General features: G+C 34.1%; 24 protein-coding genes. 14 read left to right on the top strand and 10 right to left on the bottom strand.

Annotation, left to right across the window (positions count from 1 at the left end; translation table 11 throughout):
* Positions 1-8: 8 nt before the first annotated feature.
* On the bottom strand, positions 9-1,082 hold the full coding sequence (locus EJA19_RS05785; RefSeq protein ID WP_449405344.1) for a putative type IX sorting system protein PorV2: 1,074 nt from the start codon (positions 1,080-1,082) through the stop codon (positions 9-11).
* 129 nt (positions 1,083-1,211) lie between these two features.
* Here EJA19_RS05785 and EJA19_RS05780 point away from each other — a divergent pair, with 129 nt between their 5' ends.
* Entirely contained in the window at positions 1,212-1,964 is a 753-nt protein-coding gene (locus EJA19_RS05780) for a CDP-alcohol phosphatidyltransferase family protein (protein WP_125467401.1), read from the top strand.
* A gap of 24 nt (positions 1,965-1,988) precedes the next feature.
* Entirely contained in the window at positions 1,989-2,858 is an 870-nt protein-coding gene (locus EJA19_RS05775) for a DUF808 domain-containing protein (protein WP_125467400.1), read from the top strand.
* 1 nt (position 2,859) lies between these two features.
* On the opposite strand, the gene lptB is transcribed toward EJA19_RS05775, so the two are convergent.
* The 4 genes from lptB to EJA19_RS05755 all read right to left on the bottom strand — a co-directional run bounded on the left by lptB (position 2,860) and on the right by EJA19_RS05755 (position 5,812).
* On the bottom strand, positions 2,860-3,603 hold the full coding sequence (gene lptB / locus EJA19_RS05770; protein ID WP_125467399.1) for an LPS export ABC transporter ATP-binding protein: 744 nt from the start codon (positions 3,601-3,603) through the stop codon (positions 2,860-2,862).
* 76 nt (positions 3,604-3,679) lie between these two features.
* A complete protein-coding gene (locus EJA19_RS05765) occupies positions 3,680-4,027 on the bottom strand; it encodes a carboxymuconolactone decarboxylase family protein (RefSeq protein WP_125467398.1) in 348 nt (115 codons plus the stop codon).
* Between the two features lies 1 nt (position 4,028).
* Positions 4,029-4,844, bottom strand: a complete 816-nt coding sequence (gene tatC, locus EJA19_RS05760; RefSeq protein WP_125467397.1) for a twin-arginine translocase subunit TatC — start codon at positions 4,842-4,844, stop codon at positions 4,029-4,031.
* Entirely contained in the window at positions 4,844-5,812 is a 969-nt protein-coding gene (locus tag EJA19_RS05755; RefSeq protein WP_125467396.1) for a KpsF/GutQ family sugar-phosphate isomerase, read from the bottom strand. The genes tatC and EJA19_RS05755 overlap by 1 nt, the downstream gene beginning before the upstream one ends.
* Before the next feature lie 197 nt (positions 5,813-6,009).
* Here EJA19_RS05755 and recQ point away from each other — a divergent pair, with 197 nt between their 5' ends.
* Both recQ and EJA19_RS05745 read left to right on the top strand, forming a co-directional pair.
* Positions 6,010-8,211: a DNA helicase RecQ gene (gene recQ / locus EJA19_RS05750; RefSeq protein WP_125467395.1), complete on the top strand. Its 2,202-nt coding sequence runs from the start codon at positions 6,010-6,012 to the stop codon at positions 8,209-8,211.
* Between the two features lie 75 nt (positions 8,212-8,286).
* Complete coding sequence (locus EJA19_RS05745) at positions 8,287-9,219, top strand: peptidylprolyl isomerase (RefSeq protein ID WP_125467394.1); 933 nt, start codon at positions 8,287-8,289, stop codon at positions 9,217-9,219.
* 47 nt (positions 9,220-9,266) lie between these two features.
* On the opposite strand, the gene EJA19_RS05740 is transcribed toward EJA19_RS05745, so the two are convergent.
* Positions 9,267-9,827, bottom strand: a complete 561-nt coding sequence (locus EJA19_RS05740) for a thioredoxin family protein (protein WP_125467393.1) — start codon at positions 9,825-9,827, stop codon at positions 9,267-9,269.
* 48 nt (positions 9,828-9,875) lie between these two features.
* On the opposite strand from EJA19_RS05740, the gene EJA19_RS05735 reads away from it, so the two are divergent.
* Genes EJA19_RS05735 through EJA19_RS05725 form a run of 3 tightly spaced genes read left to right on the top strand, consistent with a single transcriptional unit; the run spans position 9,876 to position 12,171 of the window.
* Positions 9,876-10,211 carry a tRNA-binding protein gene (locus EJA19_RS05735; protein WP_125467392.1) on the top strand — a complete coding sequence of 112 codons (336 nt, stop codon included), beginning with the start codon at positions 9,876-9,878 and terminating at the stop codon, positions 10,209-10,211.
* Positions 10,212-10,216: 5 nt separating this feature from the next.
* A complete protein-coding gene (locus tag EJA19_RS05730; RefSeq protein ID WP_125467391.1) occupies positions 10,217-11,134 on the top strand; it encodes a bile acid:sodium symporter family protein in 918 nt (305 codons plus the stop codon).
* A complete protein-coding gene (locus EJA19_RS05725; RefSeq protein WP_240640228.1) occupies positions 11,131-12,171 on the top strand; it encodes a lysophospholipid acyltransferase family protein in 1,041 nt (346 codons plus the stop codon). The genes EJA19_RS05730 and EJA19_RS05725 overlap by 4 nt, the downstream gene beginning before the upstream one ends.
* 56 nt (positions 12,172-12,227) lie before the next feature.
* On the opposite strand, the gene EJA19_RS05720 is transcribed toward EJA19_RS05725, so the two are convergent.
* Both EJA19_RS05720 and EJA19_RS05715 read right to left on the bottom strand, forming a co-directional pair.
* The gene (locus EJA19_RS05720) at positions 12,228-12,605 is read right to left on the bottom strand and encodes a PUR family DNA/RNA-binding protein (RefSeq protein WP_125467390.1); all 378 of its coding nucleotides are present in this window, start codon (positions 12,603-12,605) and stop codon (positions 12,228-12,230) included.
* A gap of 117 nt (positions 12,606-12,722) precedes the next feature.
* Positions 12,723-14,477: an ABC transporter ATP-binding protein gene (locus tag EJA19_RS05715; RefSeq protein WP_125467389.1), complete on the bottom strand. Its 1,755-nt coding sequence runs from the start codon at positions 14,475-14,477 to the stop codon at positions 12,723-12,725.
* 148 nt (positions 14,478-14,625) lie between these two features.
* Here EJA19_RS05715 and EJA19_RS05710 point away from each other — a divergent pair, with 148 nt between their 5' ends.
* The 4 genes from EJA19_RS05710 to yajC all read left to right on the top strand — a co-directional run bounded on the left by EJA19_RS05710 (position 14,626) and on the right by yajC (position 17,605).
* The gene (locus EJA19_RS05710) at positions 14,626-15,726 is read left to right on the top strand and encodes a Glu/Leu/Phe/Val family dehydrogenase (RefSeq protein ID WP_125467388.1); all 1,101 of its coding nucleotides are present in this window, start codon (positions 14,626-14,628) and stop codon (positions 15,724-15,726) included.
* A 79-nt stretch (positions 15,727-15,805) separates the two neighbouring features.
* Entirely contained in the window at positions 15,806-16,750 is a 945-nt protein-coding gene (gene nusB, locus EJA19_RS05705; protein WP_240640226.1) for a transcription antitermination factor NusB, read from the top strand.
* 68 nt (positions 16,751-16,818) lie between these two features.
* The gene (locus EJA19_RS05700; RefSeq protein ID WP_125467387.1) at positions 16,819-17,310 is read left to right on the top strand and encodes a DUF1573 domain-containing protein; all 492 of its coding nucleotides are present in this window, start codon (positions 16,819-16,821) and stop codon (positions 17,308-17,310) included.
* A 1-nt stretch (position 17,311) separates the two neighbouring features.
* Complete coding sequence (gene yajC, locus EJA19_RS05695) at positions 17,312-17,605, top strand: preprotein translocase subunit YajC (RefSeq protein ID WP_125467386.1); 294 nt, start codon at positions 17,312-17,314, stop codon at positions 17,603-17,605.
* 55 nt (positions 17,606-17,660) lie between these two features.
* Here yajC and EJA19_RS05690 read toward each other — a convergent pair whose 3' ends face one another.
* Complete coding sequence (locus EJA19_RS05690) at positions 17,661-18,257, bottom strand: YdeI/OmpD-associated family protein (RefSeq protein WP_125467385.1); 597 nt, start codon at positions 18,255-18,257, stop codon at positions 17,661-17,663.
* A 203-nt stretch (positions 18,258-18,460) separates the two neighbouring features.
* Between EJA19_RS05690 and EJA19_RS05685 the strand changes: the two genes are divergently transcribed.
* Entirely contained in the window at positions 18,461-20,797 is a 2,337-nt protein-coding gene (locus tag EJA19_RS05685) for a TonB-dependent receptor (protein ID WP_240640223.1), read from the top strand.
* Positions 20,798-20,874: 77 nt separating this feature from the next.
* Here the strand turns inward: EJA19_RS05685 and pepT are convergent, their stop codons facing one another.
* Positions 20,875-22,119: a peptidase T gene (gene pepT, locus EJA19_RS05680; protein WP_125467383.1), complete on the bottom strand. Its 1,245-nt coding sequence runs from the start codon at positions 22,117-22,119 to the stop codon at positions 20,875-20,877.
* A 75-nt stretch (positions 22,120-22,194) separates the two neighbouring features.
* Here pepT and EJA19_RS05675 point away from each other — a divergent pair, with 75 nt between their 5' ends.
* Positions 22,195-23,214, top strand: a complete 1,020-nt coding sequence (locus tag EJA19_RS05675; protein ID WP_125467382.1) for a quinone-dependent dihydroorotate dehydrogenase — start codon at positions 22,195-22,197, stop codon at positions 23,212-23,214.
* The gene (locus EJA19_RS05670; protein WP_125467381.1) at positions 23,215-23,835 is read left to right on the top strand and encodes a LysE family translocator; all 621 of its coding nucleotides are present in this window, start codon (positions 23,215-23,217) and stop codon (positions 23,833-23,835) included. It abuts the gene before it with no gap.
* Positions 23,836-23,837 lie beyond the last annotated feature (2 nt).

Below are 23,837 nucleotides of genomic sequence, written 5' to 3'. Positions count from 1 at the left end.
ATTTTTCGCTAGCGGAAGATACTAAAATCTAATTTTAGAGAAAATACATTGGAATATAAGGCGACACTTTGGTCACCAATATCGGTAAAGGCATAATCTACTTGAATACCTTTATACCTAAACCCAACACCCATACTTGGTTGAAAACTTAAACGTTCGCTATTGTCGTATTCAAGTTCATTTTGAAAGTTACCTAAACCACCACGAAGAAAAATCATATCAATATAGCCAAACTCTAATCCTAAGGCTGGATTAATACTTGCAAAAGATGTTGAAATAATATCGTTGTTTTCTTCAAATCGTACATTTAAATCCAGTTCGGTTAAAATAGAATAGTCGTAATTAATGATGAATTTTTTCGAGACTCCAAGCTGCAATTTAGGGATGGTAATTTCGGTAGTTTCTGGAAGTTCTTGGTTTTCGCCTTCTACAGCATCTTGTATAGTAGAAAACTCATCTTCATCAATACTCCAAGCATTATAAGTAGTTGTAATATCTCTAGCCATAATACCAAACTTCCAATCGTTTTTTGTTTCAAATTGAACAGCGGCATCTAAGCCAAACCCCCAAGACGAGGCAAAATCGCCAATGATGCGGCGGATAACCTTAGCATTAATACCGTATCGTAATCCATCTAAAGGGAGTTGTCTGGCATAGGAGAATGTGACACCATAATCGGCAGTAGAGAAGGTGCTAATTCGGTCGTAGTTAATATTACCTTGATCGTCGATAAGCTGTGTGGTGTTTAAAATATCGTCAACCGCAAATCTAATAACAGAGAGCCCAATACTACTACGGTCGTCAATAGGCATGGCAAAGCCAATGTAGTCGTAATTGGCAATATTAGCAAAATAACTAGAGTGCATAAGCGCTAACTCTTTGTCTTCTAAATGTAGTAAACCAGCGGGATTCCAGTATCCAGAATTTACATCGGCCGTATGAGCAGTAACAGCGTTAGCCATACCTAGAGCAGCTGCATCGACACCAATATTCATAAATTCGTTAGAATATTTTCTAACCGTTTGTCCCAGAGCAGAACATGTGATTACAAAACACGTTAGTAAGGTTAGTAAGGTTTTCAAAAGACAATTCTTTTTTGCAAATATGATATTATTTTTCAACATATTAAACTTGAAATGTCAATAGATATTGTTTGGTTTTTGTTTTAGACGTAAATAGTTTGTTATTTTTACATACTTAAACGTTGTTTTATGAAAAAACATATTCCTAATATTATTACATTGCTAAATCTTTTTTGCGGTTGTATAGCTGTAGTATTAGCTGTGAATAATAATTTTGTTGCAGCAAGCTTTTTTGTTTTTGCAGGTATTTTCTTTGATTTTTTTGATGGTTTTGCGGCAAGACTATTAGGTGTGCAAAGTAATTTGGGTATACAATTAGATTCTTTAGCCGATTTGGTAACTAGCGGCTTGGTGCCAGGAATAATTATGTTTCGATTATTAACCTTAGCAAGCGACCAAACAGCTCTAGCAACTTTATCGAACGATTGGGGAGACGCTATACATTGGCACGATTTTACATTTGCACCTATAGCCTTAATAGGGTTTTTAGTAACGTTAGCTTCTGCTTACAGACTAGCTAAATTTAATGTAGATGAAGAACAACAAACAGCCTTTAAAGGGTTACCAACACCAGCTAATGCCTTATTAATTTTGTCGTTGCCCTTAATTATTGAATTTCAAAAAAGCGATGCCATGAATAACATTATTGTAAATGTTTGGTTTTTATTAGGACTAACGTTGTTAAGTAGTTATTTGTTGGTAAGTCCTATTCGTTTGTTTGCATTAAAGTTTAAAGACTGGTCGTTTAAGGCCAATGGTATTAGGTATATTTTTATCATATTAAGTGTGGTCTTTTTAATTGTTTTTCAATTTGCTGGTATTCCACTAATCATTTTAAGTTATATTGCCATGTCTCTTATGGCTAATTCAAAACAGGTTTAATTCCCCTAAAAAGAACGTTTATTTATGGCATCAGGTTTTTTTGCCCTTTTAGATGACATTGCTGCCCTTATGGATGATGTGGCGGTTATGAGTAAAGTAACAACCAAAAAGACGGCAGGTATTTTAGGTGATGATTTAGCCGTAAATGCCGAAAAAGCTTCAGGGTTTGTCTCTTCTAGAGAACTACCTGTTTTATGGGCCATTACAAAAGGCTCGTTTTTAAATAAAATAATTATTCTGCCTATCGCTTTTTTGCTTAGTGCTTATGTGCCTTGGATGGTGACAGTTATTTTAGTTTTAGGTGGGTTATATTTGGCTTATGAAGGTGCAGAGAAGATTTACGAATACCTTGTGCCGCATCCAAAAGATGACGTACATGAAACGGCGCATACACTAGAGGATTCTAACGATCTTGAAAAAAAGAAAGTGAAATCGGCTATTTTTACCGACTTTATTCTTTCGGTGGAGATTGTCATTATTGCGTTAGGAACTGTTATGGATCAAACTTTAACAGTGCAAATTTTAGTGGTTTCTATTGTGGCTTTAATTGCTACTGTTGGTGTTTATGGTATAGTGGCACTTATTGTTAGAATGGACGATTTAGGGTTAAAATTAGTCACGTCTAGTAACGGACAAAAAACAATAGGTTATCATATTGGTCAAGGCTTAATAAAAGCATTGCCGTTAATTGTAAAAAGTTTATCGGTTATAGGAACGATAGCATTATTGTTGGTTGCAGGCGGTATTTTTGTGCACAATATAGAGGCGTTACATGATATCATGGCGTCATGGCCAGAACTATTAAGAGATTTTTTAATGGGATTAGGTGTTGGCGTACTTGTATTACTTGTTGTAAGTGGCGTTAAGTACCTTATTAAGGTGTTTAAAAGATAAATTAATTATTTCTAATTTTCTTTTTACGTAACTCAAAATTCTGACCTAAATACACCTTACGAACCATTTCATCGTTAGCCAATTCTTCGGGTTTTCCAGCTTTTAAAATACGTCCTTCAAACATTAAGTAGGTCCTATCGGTAATAGCTAAAGTCTCTTGTACATTATGGTCGGTAATAAGAATCCCAATATTTTTTTCGGTTAGTTGTGCGACAATACGCTGAATGTCCTCAACGGCTACAGGGTCTACACCAGCAAAAGGCTCATCTAATAAAATAAAACTAGGGTTTGTAGCGAGAGCTCGCGCAATTTCGGTACGACGACGCTCACCACCAGACAATAAGTCGCCACGATTTTTTCGTATGTGACCTAAACCAAACTCTTCAATCAAAGCTTCCATTTTCATGTGCTGTTCCTTTTTACTTAGTTTGGTAAGTTGTAGCACACTTAAAATATTGTCTTCAATACTCAACTTTCTAAATACCGAAGCTTCTTGCGCCAAATACCCAATACCACTTTGTGCCCGTTTGTACATGGGGTAATTAGTAATGTTGGTTTGGTCTAAAAAGATGTTTCCACCATTAGGTTTTACTAAGCCTACAATCATATAAAAAGACGTAGTTTTTCCTGCACCATTAGGGCCTAATAACCCTACGATTTCTCCTTGATTAACTTCTAAAGAGACATTTTTTACCACTTTACGTCCGCTATAGGACTTCATTAAATTTTCGGCTTTTAGCTTCATAGTGTATTCATGTATAATCGCTAAAATAGTAAAAACAAAAGAGATTGCTTTTTAACGCTTAAGGTTTATTATAAGTTTAACGTTGGTCTTCTAAAGCTTCTAAGTATTCGTAAGCCCTTCTTAGGTGTGGAATTACAATAGTTCCCCCAACGAGAGTGGCAATACTTAATGTTTCTACAATTTGAGCTTTAGAGGCTCCTGCTTTTACACAGCCTTCTAGATGATATTTAACACAATCGTCGCATCTTAAAACAGTTGAAGCTACTAAACCAAGTAGCTCTTTCGTTTTTTTATCTAAAGCCCCTTCGTTAAAGGCATTGGTGTCTAGATTAAAAATGCGCTTAAGTACTTTATTGTTATCCTCTAATATGTGCTCATTCATTTTTGAGCGATAGGCATTAAATTCGTTTATTAAATCGGACATGTTATTTGCGTTGTTTTTGGTCGCGTTTAACCACTATTTTTGAAATGTAAATACTTACTTGATATAGCACTAATATAGGAATGGCTACAATAACTTGACTGGCAATATCTGGTGGTGTAATAATAGCCGATAGAACAAGTACAATAACTAGGGCAAATTTTCTATACTTTTTCATGCCTTGAGGTGTTACCAAACCTATTTTTGTTAAAAAATAGATAATGATAGGGAGCTCGAAAATAATTCCAGAGGCCAATACCGAGGAGCGTACTAACGAAATGTAAGAGCTAATATCGATTTGGTTATCTACCATTTCAGAAATATTGTAATTGACTAAGAAATTTATAGATAACGGCGTTACAATGTAATACCCAAATAAAACACCTATAAAAAACAATAAAGAAGAAATAATGATAAATCCTCTAGAGTGTTTACGTTCGTTGGGGTGTAAACCAGGGCTTAAAAAGCGCCAAAATTGGTAAACAACATAAGGGAAAGCAATAACCAATCCGCTAAAAATAGCCGTCCAAATATCGGCAGAAAATTGCCCAGCCATGGTGCGGTTTTGAATAATTAACGGTAAGGAGTCGTTACAAAATGTGGTGTCTACATTAATTAATTTTGCTATTTGGCATAGCATATTATAAGTAGGAAACCCCATATCTAGAGGCGCAAAAATGATATGCTTAAAAATAGCTCTACTAAAAATAAAGGCTACTGTTGCCGTTAATAATATTGCTAATGTCGCTCTTATAAGATGCCATCTTAAATCCTCTAGATGGTCTAAAAACGACATGTCGTCTACCTGCTTTTTTGCCATTATAAAATGCCTTCTTTTATTAAATCGTGTACATGTACCACACCAGCATAATTTCCGTTATTATCTTCTACAAGTAATTGCGAAATCCCGTTTTCCTCCATAAGTTCCATGGCGTCTACCGCTAAAGCATCGGCATGAATACGTTTGGGGTTGGTACCCATAATATTACTAGCTTTTAAGGCTAAAAAATCATCGGTTTTACTAAGCATACGTCTTAAATCACCATCGGTAATAATACCCGTAATTTTATTGTTTTCCACAACAGCTGTAACGCCTAACATCTTTTCAGAAATTTCTATAATAACATCTTTTAAGGATGTTTCTGGGGTTACTTTTGGTTTTTGGTTTACATCAGATAAATCGCTAACGCGTAAATATAATTTCTTGCCTAAGGCACCTCCAGGATGGTATTTTGCAAAGTCTTTACTAGAAAATCCTCTAAGTTCTAATAAGCAAACTGCTAGTGCATCGCCCATAACTAATTGTGCTGTTGTACTTGTGGTAGGCGCTAAATTATTGGGGCAAACTTCTTTCTCTACGTAAGCGTTTAAAATATAATCGGCTTGTTGCCCAAGAAAAGAGTCTTTATTGCCTGTTAAAGCAATCATGTTGTTTTTAGCGTTTTTAATAAGAGGCACTAATACTTTAATTTCAGGTGTATTTCCGCTTTTAGAAATACAAATTACCACATCATCTTCTAAGATTAATCCCAAATCACCATGAATCGCATCGGCAGCATGCATGAATACGGCTGGCGTTCCTGTAGAGTTTAGTGTGGCCACAATTTTTGTAGCAATAATGGCGCTTTTTCCAATTCCTGTAATAACAACTCTACCTTTGGAATTGTAAATTAATTCGACTGTGTTTACAAAGTCATCATCAATTAAACTTGATAAATGGCGTACGGCATTACTTTCTTCAATAATTGTGTTTTGTGCCGTTTTAATGATGGAATTTTTATTATTCAAAATTTATTATTTTTTTAAGTTGACACTTTTAAAGATTTTATTATCTTTAAAGTAGCTCAAACTCTTGAAAAGTTAGTTTGTTCTCCCTTGATGCAAAGCTAAATAAAAAATCAAGAGTGTTTTAAAAATGCTTGGCTAATTCATGAACTTGCCATGTGTTTTTAACGTTTTTTAAATAAAAATATTAAAATTGATTCATGGCGTTAGTTGAAACAGACTTACATGCAGCTTTAAAAAAGTATTTTGGCTTTAGTAAGTTTAAAGGATTACAGGAAGATGTTGTAAGAAGTATTTTATCGGGGCAAAACACTTTTGTTATTATGCCTACAGGTGGCGGAAAGTCGCTCTGTTACCAATTACCCGCACTCATGCAAGAAGGTACAGCCATAGTTGTATCGCCCTTAATTGCTTTAATGAAAAACCAAGTTGATGCTATTCGTGGCGTTTCAGATCACGAAGGTGTTGCACATGTATTAAACTCTTCGTTAACAAAAACCGAGACCAAACGTGTTAAAGAAGATATTGCTAATGGCGTTACTAAACTATTGTATGTGGCTCCAGAATCTTTAACCAAAGAGGAACATGTCGACTTTTTAAGGTCGCAAACTATTTCCTTTATGGCTGTTGATGAGGCGCATTGTATTAGCGAATGGGGGCACGATTTTCGTCCAGAGTACCGTAACTTAAGGCATATTATTAAACGTATAGGCGATAATATTCCTATTATTGGATTAACAGCTACAGCAACACCCAAAGTACAAGAAGATATTTTAAAAAACTTAGGAATAACCGATGCCAAAACTTTTAAAGCATCGTTTAATAGACCTAATCTATATTACGAAGTTCGTCCAAAAACAAAACAAGTTGATGCCGATATTATTCGCTTTATAAAACAAAACGAAGGAAAATCGGGGATTGTATATTGTTTAAGTCGAAAGCGTGTTGAAGAATTAGCGCAAGTACTTCAAGTAAATGGCATTAACGCTGTTCCTTATCATGCTGGATTAGATGCCAAAACACGAGCCAGACATCAGGATATGTTTTTAATGGAAGAGATTGATGTTGTTGTGGCAACCATAGCGTTTGGTATGGGGATAGATAAACCCGATGTGCGTTTTGTTATTCATCACGATATACCCAAAAGTATAGAAAGTTATTATCAAGAAACAGGTCGTGCAGGACGCGATGGTGGCGAAGGCCATTGTTTAGCTTTCTACGCTTATAAAGATATTGAGAAATTAGAGAAGTTTATGTCTGGCAAACCTGTGGCCGAGCAAGAAATAGGTCATGCTTTATTACAAGAAGTAGTTGCCTATGCCGAGACCTCTATGTCTAGACGTAAATTTATTTTACATTATTTTGGCGAGGCATTTGATACAGAAACAGGTGAAGGTGGCGATATGGATGATAATGTAAGACATCCTAAAAAACAACACGAGGCCCAAAACGATGTACAATTATTATTGGATGTTGTTGCAAAAACCAATCAAAAGTATAAAGCTAAAGATTTGGTAAATGTATTAGTAGGTAAAGGCAACGCCTTAATTAAATCTCATAAAACCGATGACCAGCCGTTCTTTGGAAAAGGCAATTATAAAGAAAAATCGTATTGGATGGCGCTTGTTAGGCAAGTTCTAGTGGCTGGCTATCTTAAAAAAGATATCGAAACCTATGGCGTTATTAAGTTAACCCAAAAAGGGCAGGATTTTATTAAGACACCACAATCGTTTATGATGACCGAAGACCACGATTTTAGTGAAACTTCAGATGGTCAAATTATTACAGCCTCAAAAGGTGGTGGTGCCGTAGCCGATGAAACCTTAATGCGTATGCTTAAAGACTTACGCAAAAAGAATGCTAAAAAACTAGGCGTTCCACCGTTTGTTATTTTTCAAGACCCTTCGTTAGAAGATATGGCTTTAAAATATCCTATTTCACTAGAAGAATTAAGTAATGTGCATGGCGTAGGCGATGGAAAGGCAAAAAAATACGGTAAAGACTTTATAAAGTTAATTTCAAACTATGTAGACGAAAACGACATCAGTCGTCCAGACGATATGGTTGTAAAATCTACCGGTAGCAACTCCTCATTAAAATTATATATCATACAAAATATAGATAGAAAGTTACCCTTAGAAGATATTGCTTCAGCAAAAGGTATGGAAATGCCCGATTTTATAAAAGAAATGGAAGCCATAGTCTATTCTGGAACCAAGCTAAATATAGATTATTGGGTAGATGATTTGCTAGATGAAGACCAACAAGAAGAAATCCATGAGTATTTTATGGAGGCTGAAACCGATAAAATAGATGTTGCTATTGATGAGTTTGATGGCGATTATGACGATGAAGAATTACGTCTCTATCGTATTAAATTTATAAGCGAGGTAGCCAATTAAACATATTCTATCTTTTAAAAACTTCCGTCTTATACAGGTATTTGTTATCTTTGCAGCTCATTAAAAATAAAGCACATGCAAGACGGATTATACGCAAAATTTAATACAACAAAAGGCGCTATTTTAGTCGCTTTAGAATACGAAAAGACACCAGGAACGGTAGGTAACTTTGTTGCTTTAGCTGAAGGAAACATGGAAAACTCGGCAAAAAAGCAAGGCAATCCTTATTACGATGGGTTAACTTTTCATCGTGTTATTCCAGATTTTATGATTCAAGGTGGTTGTCCACAAGGTACTGGAACAGGAAATCCAGGGTACCAATTTGATGATGAGTTTCATCCAGATTTAAAGCACGATGCGCCAGGTATCCTTTCCATGGCCAATGCTGGACCAGGTACAAATGGGAGTCAGTTTTTTATCACACATGTAGAAACCCCTTGGTTAGATGGTAACCATACGGTCTTTGGTAAAGTTGCTGAAGGACAAGACGTAGTTGATGCAATTGCGCAAGGCGATAAAATTGAAACCTTAGAAATTATAAGAGTCGGTGAGGCCGCAGAAAACTTTCATGCTATTGAAGCTTTTAGAACATTTGAAGGCGCTAGAGAAAAACGCATTGCTGAAGAACAAGCTGCACGAGAAGCTGAGTTAGATAAACTAGCCGCTGGATTTAAGAAAACAGATAGTGGGTTGCGTTACCAAATTATTCAAGAAGGTGATGGGAAGCAACCTGAAAAAGGAAGTACTGTAAAAGTACATTATAAAGGTCAATTAGCAGATGGAACTGTTTTCGATTCCTCTTATAAAAGAAATCAACCTTTAGAGTTTGCTGTAGGCGTAGGTCAAGTTATTCCAGGTTGGGATGAAGGTATTGGCTTATTAAATGTAGGAAGTAAAGCCCGATTAGTTGTGCCAAGTGATTTAGGTTACGGCAGTCGTGGTGCTGGTGGTGTAATCCCTCCAAATGCAACCTTAATTTTCGATGTTGAGCTTATGGACGTTAAGTAATTACAGCCTAAAAATATATTTAAAAAGCCGCTATTTAGCGGCTTTTTTTATGCTGGTTTCCATTTTATGTTACAGCCAATACTAGGTTTTTGAGGTTTTGTATTGGCTTTATTGTCTAACAGGCAATTTAGTGCGTGCCTAATATCTTCACCCGTTACAGGCATATCGTTTCCTGGTCTGGAGTCATCTAGTTGTCCGCGATAAACTAACTTTAAATCTTTATCAAAAACATAAAAATCTGGTGTACAAGCAGCATCGTAGGCTTTAGCAACTTCTTGGGTGTCGTCGTAGAGGTAAGGGAAAATAAAATCTTGTTCAATGGCATTTTGCTTCATTTTATCTGGGGCGTCATCGGGATAATTATCAACATCATTACTAGAAATAGCAATGGTATTAATGCCTTTACTTTTATAATCCTTAGCTAGTTGACTTAATTCTTGGTTAATGTGTTTTACAAAAGGGCAGTGGTTACAAATAAAAACAATTAGGGTACCTTTTGTCCCTTTTTCAGTATTTAATGAGAGTTTTTCACCAGAAACTGTATCTTGCAGCGTGAAGTTTGGAGCGGGACTTCCTAGAGGAATCATGTTAGAAGGTGTACGTGCCATAGTATTTTTGTTTCCTTCAAATTTCGTAAATATTTGTACTTTTAAAAAATGAATGAGACGATAAATTTTGAAGATTTTGTTAAAGTAGATCTTCGTGTTGGAACAATAGTGTCTGTAGATGATTTCCCAAAGGCAAGAAAACCCGCTTATTTATTAACCATAGATTTTGGCGATTTAGGAATTAAAAAATCTTCAGCCCAAATAACAACATTATATACAAAAGATGATTTGTTAAATAAACAAATTGTAGCTGTTGTAAACTTTCCCAAAAAACAAATTGCTAATATTATGAGCGAGTGTTTAGTGGTTGGTGCTGTAAAAGAAAATAACGTGTATTTGCTTAGTGCCGAGCATCGCGTTCCTAACGGAAGTTGTGTGTCGTAGTATTTATGCAAGAATTAGATCAGGTAAAAATAAATTTTGATAGTCAAGGGTTATGGATTTTAAACATAGCTTTGGCTATTGTTATGTTTGGTGTGGCTTTAGGCATTACCTTAGATGATTTTAAGCGTTTATTACATAAGCCAAAGTTGTTGTTTTTAGGTATCGCCTCACAGTTTATTATGTTGCCTTTAGTTACTTTTTTATTTGTTTATGTGGTAAGGCCGCAGCCAAGTATTGCTTTAGGAATGTTTATGGTAGCTGCTTGTCCTGGTGGGAATATTTCAAATTTTATGACGCACTTAGCTAAAGGGAATTCAGCTTTATCTGTTAGTTTAACAGCCTTTGCGACTCTTATAGCTATTGTTATGACGCCATTTAATTTCCAGTTTTATGGGAGTTTGTATCAACCAACGGCAGGCTTGTTAAGAGATGTGGCTTTAAATCCATTTGACGTGTTAGAAGTTGTTGGAATGATTTTAGGTATACCATTATTATTAGGTATGTTTGTTAGAAAATCATTTCCAGAGTTGGCGCAGCGTTTATCTAAATGGCTAAAACCTTTTTCAATTATTGTATTTGTAGCCATAGTTATTATAGCATTTTCTAAAAACTTAGATGTTTTTACAGGTTATATAGATCATGTGTTGCTGCTAGGGATAACACATAACTTTTTAGCTGTTTTGTTAGGGTGGTTTTTAGCCAAGAGTTTAAAGGTTTCTTTAAGAGATAAAAAAACTATAGCCATAGAAACGGGCATACAAAACTCTGGATTAGGATTACTTTTAATTTTTACATTTTTTAATGGGCTAGGAGGCATGGCTATTATGGCTGCTTTTTTGGGGATTTGGCATATTGTTTCGGGCTTAGTATTAGCCTATTTTTGGTCGTTTAAAACAGCAAAAGCACAAACTGTAATTCATTGAAACAACTTTGGCTACATACAGTAAGGTGCTATTTGCGTTTAGGCTTATTTTTTTACTATAAAAAAATACAGGTTGTTAAACAGGCTTCTATTCCAAAAGATAGTCCTTTACTCTTTTTAAGTAATCATCAAAATGCGTTAGTTGACGCCCTTTTAATAGCCACAACTAGTGGTCGGTTTACTTATTTTTTAACACGAGCCAGTGTGTTTAAAAAACCTTTGGTGGCTAAGTTTTTAAAAAGTGTCCAAATGTTGCCTGTATTTCGTGTTAGAGATGGTTGGCAAACTATTAAAAACAATCACGGGACATTTAATCGATGTACGAAATTACTTAGCAATAACGAAACAGTATCATTATTTCCAGAAGGGAATCATCATATAAATCGTACAGTAAGACCTTTAAGTAAAGGGTTTACTAGAATTGTTTTAGAAACTTTAAAAGTAACTCCAGATTTAAATTTAAAATTAGTTCCTATTGGATTGAATTATCAAGATGGCGTTATTTTTCCAGATGAAGTCTCTCTGCATTATGGTGTTCCTATTAATGTAAAAACACTTATTAAAGATTGTGAAGATGACCAATCGGCTTCATTAGTATTAAAGAAAAAAGTCCAAGATGAATTAAAAACATTAACAACGCATATTCCGCCTAATAATTATGAAAAAAGTTTACAACGGTTACAAAAACAAGGCGTGAACTTTCTTTATCCTGAAAAGGTAAATGCTTTTATAACATCTGGTTTTAAAAATTATAATGGACCAAAATACAAGGCTAAGTCAACTGTAGTGTCTACTCTTTTTAAATGGTTACTTAAACTTAATTTGTGGTTACCTTTTTTAGTTTGGCGTTATTATGCATTACCAAAAATTAAAGAGGTAGAGTTTGTTGCCACGTTTAGATTTGCTTTAGCCATAACTTTAGTGCCTGTATGGTTGTTGCTAGTAACTTGTATTATTGGAGGTGTTTTTAGTTGGGCCTTTGGGGGAATTTATTTGCTAATATCTTTAATTATAACACTTTTAGCTGTTAAATTATAGCATAAAAAAAACTGCTTAAAGAAGCAGTTTTTATAATATTTTAATAAAGATGATTTTTAAATATCATCGAAATCTACATCGGTAAATTTCTCGGTAGTAGCTGTTACTGTTTCCTGATTTTCAGAGCCACTTTCTTCGTTGTGATAGTCTTTTTTAAAGTCTTTTTGGTGTCTTTCGCTAATAACCTCTTCACCTTTTTCATTAATAATGTAATCGGTCATTTCTTGAAGAATACTATTAAACTCGTTAAAATCTTCTTTGTAAAGATAAATTTTGTGTTTTTTGTAGTGGAAAGAACCATCGTCGTTTGTAAACTTCTTACTTTCTGTAATGGTTAAATAATAATCACCAGCTTTGGTAGATCTTACATCAAAGAAATAGGTTCTTCTACCTGCTCTCAATACTTTTGAAAAAATCTCTTCTTTCTCCATCATAGTCATTTAAGTTCGTGTTGTTTTTAAAAAACGTATAAAAATTAAGTTGTCCAAAAATCTAAAAAAAAATCATAGCAACCAACAAATTCATGTATTTCTTTTTACGAATTCTTAGGGTTAATAGGCTTCGCTAAGTTGTTTTTCGTAGAGTTCTTTATAATAACCAACTTTGTTAATAAGGCTATTATGGTTACCATCTTGGATGATTTTTCCGTTATCTAAAACGATAATATGATCTGCATTTTTAACTGATGAGACTCTGTGACTTACAATAATGGTAGTTTTATCTTTAGATACGGTATTTAAATGATGTAGAATTTTTTCTTCGGTTTCTGTATCTACAGCCGATAAGGAGTCGTCAAACAGGAGTATTTTAGGATCTTTAACAATAGCTCTTGCTATAGAAACACGTTGTTTTTGACCACCAGAAAGGGTGATACCACGTTCGCCAAGTACGGTATCGTAACCTTTATTAAACTTTACGATGTTTTTGTGTACTTGGGCTTGCTTGGCTGCTGTTATAACATCTTCATCAGAGGCGTCTTCTTTTCCAAATGTAATGTTGTTTTTAATAGTATCGGAAAATAGAAAAGCATCTTGCGGGACATAACCAATAGCATTTCTTAAGCTAGTAAGATTAATGCTTTTAATAGGTTTTCCATCAATTAAAATCTCACCTTTATCAATATCGTAAAGACGACCAATCAAATCTAAAATAGTCGATTTTCCAGAACCTGTTTTTCCTATAATAGCGAGTGTTTTTCCTTTATTTAATGTAAACGATACATCATTTAAGGCTTGAATATTTGTATCGTCGTAAGTGAAATATACATTTTTAAAAGTAATATCACCTTTAATTGTTGTAGGTTCTGTAACCGTATTAGAAATTTCAGGTTTTTTCTTTAAAAATTCGTTGATACGTTTTTGCGAGGCTTCGGCTTGTTGTACTATAGATGTTACCCAACCCACTGTGGCTACTGGCCAAGTAAGCATGTTAACATATATAATAAACTCTGCAATGGTTCCTAAACTTTCAATTTCACCGTCTATATATTGTTTACCGCCTATGTAAATAACCATTAAATTACTTATACCAATAAGTAAAATCATCATAGGGAAGAAAAACGATCGTATTCTAACAAGGTCGAGTTGTTTTTGTCGGCTTTCTTCAGATAGTTGATTAAAATTAGCAGAGGTTTGTAATTCTAGTCCGTAAGCTTTAATAATAGAAATACCGCTAAAAGTTTCTTGTGTAGAAGAGGATAATTTAGATAAGTACTCTTGTACAATAGTACTACGTTTATGGATTTCTTTACTAAGTTTATAAATAGCTACCGATAGTATAGGTAACGGCAAAATAGTATATAAGGTTAATTTTGGCGCTTGATTAAACATATAAATTAATGCAATAACAAATAACGTTATTGTGTTTATACTATACATTATGGCTGGTCCAGCATACATTCTTACACGGCTTACATCTTCGGTAATCCGGTTCATTAAATCGCCTGTTCGGTTCTTTTTGTAAAAGTTAAGAGATAGTTTTTGATATTGTTGATAGACTTCGTTTTTTAGGTCGTATTCAACATAACGCGATACATTAATAATGGTTTGTCGCATTAAAAATGTAAGAACTCCCGCTACAATAGATGCCCCAACAATTAAAAGAATGTTTTCAAGCAATTCAGCTTTAAATACACTTTTATCTGTAATTATACCATTATTCCAGTTTTCTACAACAGTAAAAATTTCTCGTACTAATCTAGGTGTAAAAAGTAAAAATACACGAGCAATAGCCGTTATAATAACACCAAGGATAAGTTGGTATTTATATTTTAGGAAATATTTATTAAGATGTTGTAATTCTTTCATTTTAAGTATTAACAATATAAGTTAATTCTTTTGTTAAATTTTCATTTTAGAACACCTTCTATTGCATAAATTATAATATTGGTTTAATTTTGCGCCGTGTTTTAAAAATATTTTAAAAGCATTAAACAAATACTTATACATAATAATTATGTTAACAGAGGTAAAAACTAACAAAGAACTTAAAGCTGATCCAGTGTTTGGGCAGCTTTCATTTGATGATCACGAACAAGTCGTTTTTTGCAGCGACAAAGATACAGGTTTAAAAGCAATAATAGGAATTCATAACACAACTTTAGGACCTGCTTTAGGAGGAACTAGAATGTGGGCTTATCAAAATGAATGGGAAGCTTTAAACGATGTTCTTCGATTATCAAGAGGAATGACCTACAAATCAGCAATTACTGGTTTAAATTTAGGTGGTGGTAAAGCCGTAATAATAGGTGATGCCAAAACCCAAAAAACACCAGAGTTAATGAAAAAGTTTGGCGAATATGTTCATTCTTTAAGTGGTCGTTACATTACAGCAGAAGATGTTGGTATGGAAACTAGCGATATGGATTTAGTGCGCGAGGTAACGCCATACGTAACGGGAATTTCAGAAGAAAAAGGTGGTTCAGGAAATCCTTCGCCTGTAACAGCTTATGGTGTTTTTATGGGCATGAAAGCAGCCGCTAAATACAAATTTGGAACAGACTTATTAGAAGGGAAACAGGTATTTGTACAAGGTATTGGCCATGTTGGCGAAGCTTTAGTAGAAAACCTTGTAGAAGAAGGAGCCATTGTTACTATAGCCGATATTAACCAAGAACGCTTAGAAGCCGTTAAAAGTAAATATGGCGTTACAATTTATGGTGGAAATGATATTTATTCTGAACAGATGGATATTTACGCCCCATGTGCTTTAGGTGCTACAATTAACGACGATACCATTAATAAACTCCAAGCAAAAGTTATTGCAGGAGCTGCTAATAACCAATTAGCAAACGAAGTAAAACACGGTCAATTACTTCAAGAAAAAGGTATTGTTTACGCCCCAGATTTCTTAATTAATGCTGGAGGAATTATTAACGTTTATGCAGAATTAGAAGGCTATAATAAAGCTGAAATTATGCGTAAAACAGAAAATATATACAATACAACGCTAGAGATTTTAAATCATGCCGATGTTAATCACATGACTTCCAATCAAGCAGCGTTAGCTTTAGCACAAAAACGTATTGATGCAAGAAAGCTAGAAAATAACAGCTAGTTTTTTTAAAAAACAGTATTTTTGCAAGGCAAAATCCTAATCGGGTTTTGCCTTATTTAATTTTATAAAGTTCTTTTAAATGTTAAATAGAAGACATATTCGAATCAAGGTCATGCAATCGGTTTACGCTTTTAAAGGTAGCGAAAGCGATGCCCTAAATAAAGACCAAAAATTCTTAATGCAAAGCTTAGATAAAGCTTATAACCTTTATTTATTAATGCTCTCCTTGCTTGTTGAACTTCAAAAAAAATCTGAAGATCATCTGTCAAAAAGTATGAAAAAACATCTAGCGACAGAGGAAGATAAAAACCCAAATAGAAAGTTTGTTAATAACGAAGTGCTTCAATTTTTGCTACATAACGAAGCCTTACAAGATGCCTTAGATACTAACAAAGTAAAGCATTGGGATTTGGACGATGAGTATGTCGATATTATTTATAAAGACATTCTAGCTAGCGAACTTTATGCCGATTATATGAAAACGAAAGTTTCCGATTTTAAGGAAGACAAGTTTTTTGTAATTGATATTTATCGCGAAATTATAGCGCCAAACGATAAACTTTTCGATTATTTAGAAGATCATAACATGACTTGGGTAGACGATTTTCCGTTGGTGAACACCACCATTTTAAAAATGCTACGTAAGTTAAAACCAACAGCCAATACACAGGTTGTAACGCCAGATTTATATAAAGACGAAGACGATGAAATGTTTGCTATAGATTTGTTTAAAAAAACAATTTTAAATCAAACAACCTTTAGAAAAATAGTAGAAGACCGTACTAAAAACTGGGATTCAGACCGAATTGCAGATATCGATTATGTTCTACTAATCATGGCTATTTGCGAAATTATAAAATTTCCTTCAATACCTATTAAAGTAACTATAAACGAGTATTTAGAAATAGCCAAAGAGTACTCTACGCCTAAGAGTAGTATCTTTATAAACGGTATTTTAGATAAGTACGTTAAAGAGTTACAAGAAAAAAACGAATTAAATAAAACGGGACGAGGGTTGATGTAGAACGAATAAATTAGTACATTTATCCGCTGAAATTAAAAATCTATTAAATAATCTTTAAAAATAGCACAATGAAAAAAGTAGTATTAGGACTAGCAGCTTTATGTATGATCGCTTTTACATCATGTAAAGAAGATGCTTCTAAAAAAATTGATGAAAATAATGTAGCTGAAGCTGCCGAAAGAGATGCAAACGCTTCTAAATTTCCAATCATGAGTTTTGATAAGCAAGTACATGATTTTGGTGAAATTGAAAGCAAAACAAATGTAGAAACTGTATTTAAATATACAAACACTGGTGAAGCGCCATTAGTAGTAACAGATATTAAAAGTACTTGTGGGTGTACAGTACCTAAAGATTGGAGTAAAGAGCCTTTACAACCAGGCGATTCAGGACAATTTACTGTAAAGTTTAACGGTTCTGGAAGAAACAAAGTAAACAAAACCATAACAGTAACAGCTAATACAAAAACGGGTAAAGAAACTGTTAAAATTACAGCTTTCGTTAAACCAGATCCAAACGCTGTACAACCGGCAAAAGCACAAGTACCTCAAGTAAAATAATATGGGAGAAGGATTAAGTAGTTTATTGCCTTTTGTTTTAATGTTTGTGGTTATCTATTTTTTTATGATAGCCCCACAAATGAAAAAGCAGAAAAAAGAAAAAAAGTTTGCTGCCGAATTAAAAAAAGGTGATAAAGTAATCACAAAAAGTGGCGTACACGGAAAAGTAGTGGAATTAAACGATAAAGACCACACTTGCGTGATTGAAACCCTTGCGGGAAAAATTAAGTATGAACGCTCAGCCATTTCTATGGAATTGAGCCAAAAGCTTAACGCCCCAGAAAAAAAGAAGTAATTATAAATTACTATTATAAAAAAAGCCACTCATTTTTTTTGAGTGGCTTTTTTATTTAACAGTTTTTATATTTATCGTGTAATCCAACACCTTTTAAAATTAAAGGTGTTATTTTTTCTAGTCTAGATAGCTTTGTTTTCTCACGTTTAGCACTTGCAATATGTTCGCAGTATTCTCGTTGTTTTCCAGGGGTAAGGGCTTTAAAAGCCTTTTCCATAGTATTATTACTCTTTAAAGCATGTGCTAGTTCTTTAGGAATAATAACGTCTTTTCCTTTTCTTTCGGGTTTAAGCTCTTTCCCTAATTTTTGATTTTCGATAGCTTCTCTAACATAACTTAAAACAATGGTTTTGTCGATATCGTTAATCGATTCAAATCGCATTTGGCGTAATGCTTTGGTTTTTTCTTGGGCTTGTTCTAACACTTTTTTCTCATCCTTTAAAAATACACCATTAAAAAACCAGATTCCAAAGTGGTTTTTAAAGGCGCCAAGCCCGATAACATTTTTACCATTTACGGTATAAACAGGAGCATTCCATTTTAATGTTTCATTAACTTCAGTAGAAAGAATAAGATCCCTAAGAAGGCTTAATGCTTCTGAAAACTTATCGTGTTTTTCAATGTATTCCTCAACAGAGCTGGCTTTTTTCATAATGTTTCCATGACTTTTTTATAAAAATACAATTTCTAAATTTCTTATAACAAAAGAGTTATATGTTTCTATTTAAATTTAATCTAAATAAGCTTTTTTAATGCGGTTTTGGATAGTATATTTGCACAGTATTTATAATAAATCTAAATAAAAATAATTTAATAATGATACGAAAACTAACACTATTTTGTCTCTTATGTTTTATGCAAAATATAACCGCCCAAACCATAACAGGAACTGTGGTAGATACGAATGGCTCTGCCGTTTCTGGAGCAACTGTGCTTGTTGCAGAACTTAATACAGGTACTATGACAAACGACTCTGGAGCGTTTACACTTAAAAACTTAGTTCAAGGAGATATTCTTGTAAAAGTGCAAGCGATTGGTTTTAAACCTACCTCAAAAGCAATTACATTAAAGGACAATATGACTTTGAATTTTACTTTAGAAATGGATAATAATCTAAATACGGTCGAACTTTTTGGAAATCGCTACAAACACCCAGATAAAATAGAAGCAATCACCAGATTACCTTTAGCGCCTTATGAGCAAATTCAAAGTATTTCTATTGTTTCAGAAAAATTAATTGAACAGCAAGGAAATCTTACCATATCAGAAGCTACACGAAATGTACCTGGTGTATATACCTTTGCAACTTATGGTAATAAAAGAGAAAGTATGTCGTCTCGTGGTTTTCGCGGTATTCCAATTTTAAAAAATGGCGTTCGCGTACATTCCGATTTTAGAGGAACCGGAATTTTAACCGATATGCAAGGGGTCGATAATATTCAAGTATTAAAAGGGTCTTCGGCTATCACTCAAGGTGTTGCTACCGATCTTGGAAGTCCAGGAGGTGTTGTAAATATTGTAACTAAAACACCAAAATATAATTTTGGAGGAAATGTATCGTTGCGAGCAGGAAGTTTTGGACAGGTAAGAACCGCTTATGATGTTTACGGACCTTTAACAAAGAGCAAAAATTTTGCCTTTAGAATTAATGGAGCTTTAGAACGTGCCGATGGCTTCCGTTCTGGAATTTCTTCAGAGCGTTTTTATATTAATCCGTCGTTAGAATGGCGTATTGATGATAAATCGACTTTAACATTAGAAATGGACTATTTTGATGATAGTAGAACACCAGATGTAGGAACTGTAAACTTAAATGAAAATAACGTTAATGCTATTTACGATTTACCTTACGACCAGTTTTTAGGATTTAAAAATGATAAATCACTAACAAAAAACACAACATTTTCAGTACGTTTTAATAGAGAGCTAAATGACAAGTTAACTTTAAAAACTGCTTATTATAAGTCCAATCTAGATTTAGATGATAAAGGCGCAAGTTTAGGAAATGTTGTAGAAGATGAAATAACAGGAGACCCTATTTACAATTTACGTAGCCGTGGGTATTCAACCTCTACCAGACAAGACGACAATGCTGTTTTACAAGTAGATATTATAGGTGATGAAGTAAAAACCGGCTCTATATCACATACCTTTCAAGTAGGATTTGATTATAGAACAACCAAGTACAGCACTCATTCCGATAGAATATCGACAGTTGATACGATTAATGTATTTACACCAAACACAAACAATTTGCCAGGTAACTTAAATTTTTCATCCCCAAGAGCTGGCGGAGCCGAGTCTAGAGCTTTAGGTTTTGTAGCACAAGATGTGATTACGTTTAATAACTGGCTAAAATCGTTTGTTGGGATTCGCTACAGTAAAACCCAAACCGATGCCGAGACAGAAACTACCGAAAGCGATGCATTTAATCCATTAGCAGGAGTTATTGTAACACCATATAAAAATATTAACGTTTTTGCATCTTACACTAATAGTTCAAATCCAAGATCGGCTACGCGATTAGATGAAAATGGAAATGAATTAGGTAATGAACGTTTCGATCAAATAGAAGCTGGTATAAAAACCAATTGGTTAGATAATAGATTACGTTTTAACTTTACCTTATTTAAAATTAATAACAAGGATATTAACTTACCTGTTTACGATGAAAACTGGGTGGCAACAGGATTTTACCAAAAAGGAGGAAATGATGAACGCAAGGGAATCGAGGTTGAATTAAGTGGTCGTATTTTAAATAACCTTGAAGTTATTACAGGATACTCTTATATAGACGCGCAATATAAAGAACACACCTCGTTTGTTTACGGTTCGGCACCATTAAATACACCAAGACATACGTTTAATGCTTACGCTAATTATAGCTTTAAACAAAAGCTAGAAGGTTTATCTCTAGGAGCTGGTGTATATTATACAGGCGAGCGACCAATAAACGATTGGAGTGCTGGTGCTGTTACTCACGAAGGTATTGTGCCAAATCAAAAGCCCTTTAATGTTGAGGCGTATATGTTAACTAATATACAGGCAGCATACCAATTTAATAATCACTGGAATTTTAGAGTGTTGCTAAATAATGTATTTAATGAGATAGGCTATAATGCTTACAGAACACGCTATATAAACCAAACCGATCCTAGAAATTTTGCAGCTGTTTTAAGCTATAGATTCTAGAATAGAATTGTAAGTATAGTAAAAAAGCACAACAATTACTGTTGTGCTTTTTTACTTTTTAAATAATATGAATAACTTTAATTACTATATTTCTCAGCAGTTAGTTCGGCAATTTTACAAATTACTTGTGTCGCTTTTATAATACTTTCTACGGGAACATACTCGTAGCGTCCATGGAAATTGTGCCCGCCAGCAAAAATGTTAGGGCAAGGTAATCCCATGTAGCTTAACTGAGAGCCATCGGTACCACCACGAATAGGCTTAATGATAGGCTCAATGTCCAGTTGTTTCATAGCTTCTTCTGCAATATCTACAATATGCATTACAGGTTCTACTTTTTCTTTCATATTAAAGTATTGATCTTTAATATCGATATTAATTACTTCTTTTTCGTACTGGGTATTTAATTCTTCGGCCAGTTTTAGCATGACTTCTTTACGAGCTTCGAAGTGGTTTTTATCATGATCGCGAATAATATATTCTAAAGTCGTTTCTTCAACAGCACCTTTCATATTATGCAAATGAAAAAAGCCCTGATACCCTTCGGTATGTTCCGGGGTTTCTAGCCTAGGTAGCGAATTTATAAACTCAGTGGCAATGTACATGGAGTTTACCAATTTCCCTTTGGCATAGCCAGGATGTACAATTTTACCTTTTACAGTAACCACAGCGCCAGCAGCATTAAAGTTTTCGTACTCCAATTCGCCTACTTGGCTACCATCCATGGTATAAGCCCATTCTGCTCCAAATTTTTCAACATCAAACTTGTGTGCGCCACGACCTATTTCTTCATCTGGAGTAAACCCAACTTTTATATCGCCGTGTTTTATTTCTGGGTGTTGAATTAAATATTCCATAGCCGAAACAATTTCGCAAATCCCAGCTTTATCATCGGCGCCAAGAAGTGTCGTGCCGTCTGTAGTGATTAGTGTTTGCCCAATGTAAAGTTTTAAGTCTTCAAAATAATCGGGCGATAGTACGATACCTTCTTCTTTATTTAAAAGAATGTCGTTTCCATCGTAATTTGGAATTATTTTAGGACTTACATTAGCACCTGTAAAGTCTGGAGAGGTGTCGAAATGCGATACAAAACCAATGGCAGGAACATCATGATCTATATTACTTGGTAGGGTTGCCATGATGTAAGCATTCTCATCGATAGTTACATCGGATAATCCAATTGCTTTAAGTTCTTCAACTAATTTATTAGCTAAATCCCATTGTTTTTCGGTGCTTGGCGTGGTGTCAGATTTTGGGTCGGACTCGGTATCGATTGTAACATAGCTTACAAATCGATCTATAATATGTTGTTTATCTATCATTATGATATTTTTTTTGAAGTGTTATTACGTTAAAACATAGCCAAAAATACTATTTTTGCAGCACAAATTAGTATTATGTACAAAGCTTTCGTTCGTCCCATTTTTTTCTTGTTCGATCCAGAAAATATTCATCATTTCACGTTTTCATTTATCCGTTTTTTAAATAAGCTTCCTTTTGTGTCTTCAATATTTAGAAGCTCATATCTAGTGAATGATAAACGGTTAGAGAAACATTTATTTGGTTTAACCTTTAAAAACCCTGTAGGTTTAGCTGCTGGTTTTGATAAAGATGCTAAACTGTATAATGAATTGGGAAATTTAGGGTTTGGTTTTGTAGAAATTGGAACATTAACGCCAAAAGGGCAGCCTGGAAATCCTAAAAAACGGTTGTTTAGGTTAAAAGAAGACAGCGCTATAATTAATCGTATGGGGTTTAATAATGGAGGTGTAGATGAAGCCGTTGAGCGCTTAAAAGAAAATAAAGGTGTATTAATTGGTGGGAATATAGGAAAGAACAAAGTTACTCCAAACGAACAAGCTACCGATGATTATGTGTATTGTTTTAAAGCTTTATTTGATTATGTAGATTATTTCGTGGTAAATGTAAGTTCTCCTAACACCCCTAATTTAAGAGCGTTACAAGATAAAGAACCCTTGACACAATTACTACAAACGTTAAAAGACTTAAATGCCGAAAAGTCGAATCCGAAGCCTATTTTACTTAAAATTGCACCAGATTTAACTAACGAACAGTTATTGGATATTATCGATATTGTAAAAACCACAAAAATAGATGGCGTTATAGCGACTAATACAACAATATCTAGGGAAGGTTTACAATCTGATAATAAAACTGAAGTTGGTGGGTTAAGCGGAAAACCTTTAACGCAACGCTCAACCGAAGTAATTAAATTCTTATCAGAAAAGAGTAATAAAGCATTTCCTATTATTGGTGTAGGCGGGATTCATTCTGCAAAAGATGCTTTAGACAAATTAGATGCTGGCGCCGATTTAGTGCAGTTATATACAGGCTTTATTTATGAAGGGCCAAAACTTATAAAAGCTATTAATAAAGCTATATTAAAACGCTTGTAGTTGAATTACGATATTCTCATATCGTTTGTGTTAGCAACATCGGCTTTAGCTATATCACCTGGGCCAGATAATATTTATGTGCTTTTGCAAAGCATTGCTCATGGAAAAGCGTCTGGTTTGGCAACTGTAGCTGGATTAATTTCTGGCTGCTTGGTGCATACCACACTTGTTGCTTTTGGTGTTTCAGCTATAATAAAAAATAATGAAGACCTGTTTTTAATCATTAAAATTTTTGGCGCTTGTTACTTACTTTATTTAGCTTATAAAGTGTATAAAAGTAGCTCGAAATTACATTTAGATGGAGATAATGCCGTTCCCAAGAAAAGTTTAACTCAGCTTTTTAAACAAGGCGTTGTTATGAATGTGCTTAACCCTAAAGTGTCGTTGTTTTTTCTGGCTTTATTCCCAGGCTTTTTGTTTAGTAATACACTAAGTAAAGTCACACAGTTTTACGTGTTGGGCTTGTTGTTTATGTTAGTATCTCTTATTATTTTTTCTGCTATTGCCATACTTTCTGGAGCAATATCTAATTACATTAAGCAACATGCTAATATAGGTGTGTACTTAAAATGGCTTCAAATTGTAGTATTTGTTCTGATTGCGATTTTAATCGTAATTTAGAA

The organism is Mangrovimonas spongiae, assembly GCF_003944795.1.
GTDB lineage: Bacteria > Bacteroidota > Bacteroidia > Flavobacteriales > Flavobacteriaceae > Mangrovimonas > Mangrovimonas spongiae.
This window is presented reverse-complemented; position numbering and strand designations above follow the sequence as displayed.

Coding starts and splice junctions, on each gene's coding strand:
- tatC (WP_125467397.1), bottom strand. CDS start 4,844: ATGGCAAAAAAGCAGGTAGACGACATGTCGTTTTTAGACCATCTAGAG.
- EJA19_RS05775 (WP_125467400.1), top strand. CDS start 1,989: ATGGCATCAGGTTTTTTTGCCCTTTTAGATGACATTGCTGCCCTTATG.
- yajC (WP_125467386.1), top strand. CDS start 17,312: ATGGGAGAAGGATTAAGTAGTTTATTGCCTTTTGTTTTAATGTTTGTG.
- EJA19_RS05715 (WP_125467389.1), bottom strand. CDS start 14,477: ATGAAAGAATTACAACATCTTAATAAATATTTCCTAAAATATAAATAC.
- pepT (WP_125467383.1), bottom strand. CDS start 22,119: ATGATAGATAAACAACATATTATAGATCGATTTGTAAGCTATGTTACA.
- EJA19_RS05740 (WP_125467393.1), bottom strand. CDS start 9,827: ATGGCACGTACACCTTCTAACATGATTCCTCTAGGAAGTCCCGCTCCA.
- lptB (WP_125467399.1), bottom strand. CDS start 3,603: ATGAAGCTAAAAGCCGAAAATTTAATGAAGTCCTATAGCGGACGTAAA.
- EJA19_RS05710 (WP_125467388.1), top strand. CDS start 14,626: ATGTTAACAGAGGTAAAAACTAACAAAGAACTTAAAGCTGATCCAGTG.
- recQ (WP_125467395.1), top strand. CDS start 6,010: ATGGCGTTAGTTGAAACAGACTTACATGCAGCTTTAAAAAAGTATTTT.
- EJA19_RS05780 (WP_125467401.1), top strand. CDS start 1,212: ATGAAAAAACATATTCCTAATATTATTACATTGCTAAATCTTTTTTGC.
- nusB (WP_240640226.1), top strand. CDS start 15,806: ATGTTAAATAGAAGACATATTCGAATCAAGGTCATGCAATCGGTTTAC.
- EJA19_RS05730 (WP_125467391.1), top strand. CDS start 10,217: ATGCAAGAATTAGATCAGGTAAAAATAAATTTTGATAGTCAAGGGTTA.
- EJA19_RS05745 (WP_125467394.1), top strand. CDS start 8,287: ATGCAAGACGGATTATACGCAAAATTTAATACAACAAAAGGCGCTATT.
- EJA19_RS05675 (WP_125467382.1), top strand. CDS start 22,195: ATGTACAAAGCTTTCGTTCGTCCCATTTTTTTCTTGTTCGATCCAGAA.
- EJA19_RS05685 (WP_240640223.1), top strand. CDS start 18,461: ATGCAAAATATAACCGCCCAAACCATAACAGGAACTGTGGTAGATACG.
- EJA19_RS05700 (WP_125467387.1), top strand. CDS start 16,819: ATGAAAAAAGTAGTATTAGGACTAGCAGCTTTATGTATGATCGCTTTT.
- EJA19_RS05765 (WP_125467398.1), bottom strand. CDS start 4,027: ATGTCCGATTTAATAAACGAATTTAATGCCTATCGCTCAAAAATGAAT.
- EJA19_RS05735 (WP_125467392.1), top strand. CDS start 9,876: ATGAATGAGACGATAAATTTTGAAGATTTTGTTAAAGTAGATCTTCGT.
- EJA19_RS05720 (WP_125467390.1), bottom strand. CDS start 12,605: ATGATGGAGAAAGAAGAGATTTTTTCAAAAGTATTGAGAGCAGGTAGA.
- EJA19_RS05690 (WP_125467385.1), bottom strand. CDS start 18,257: ATGAAAAAAGCCAGCTCTGTTGAGGAATACATTGAAAAACACGATAAG.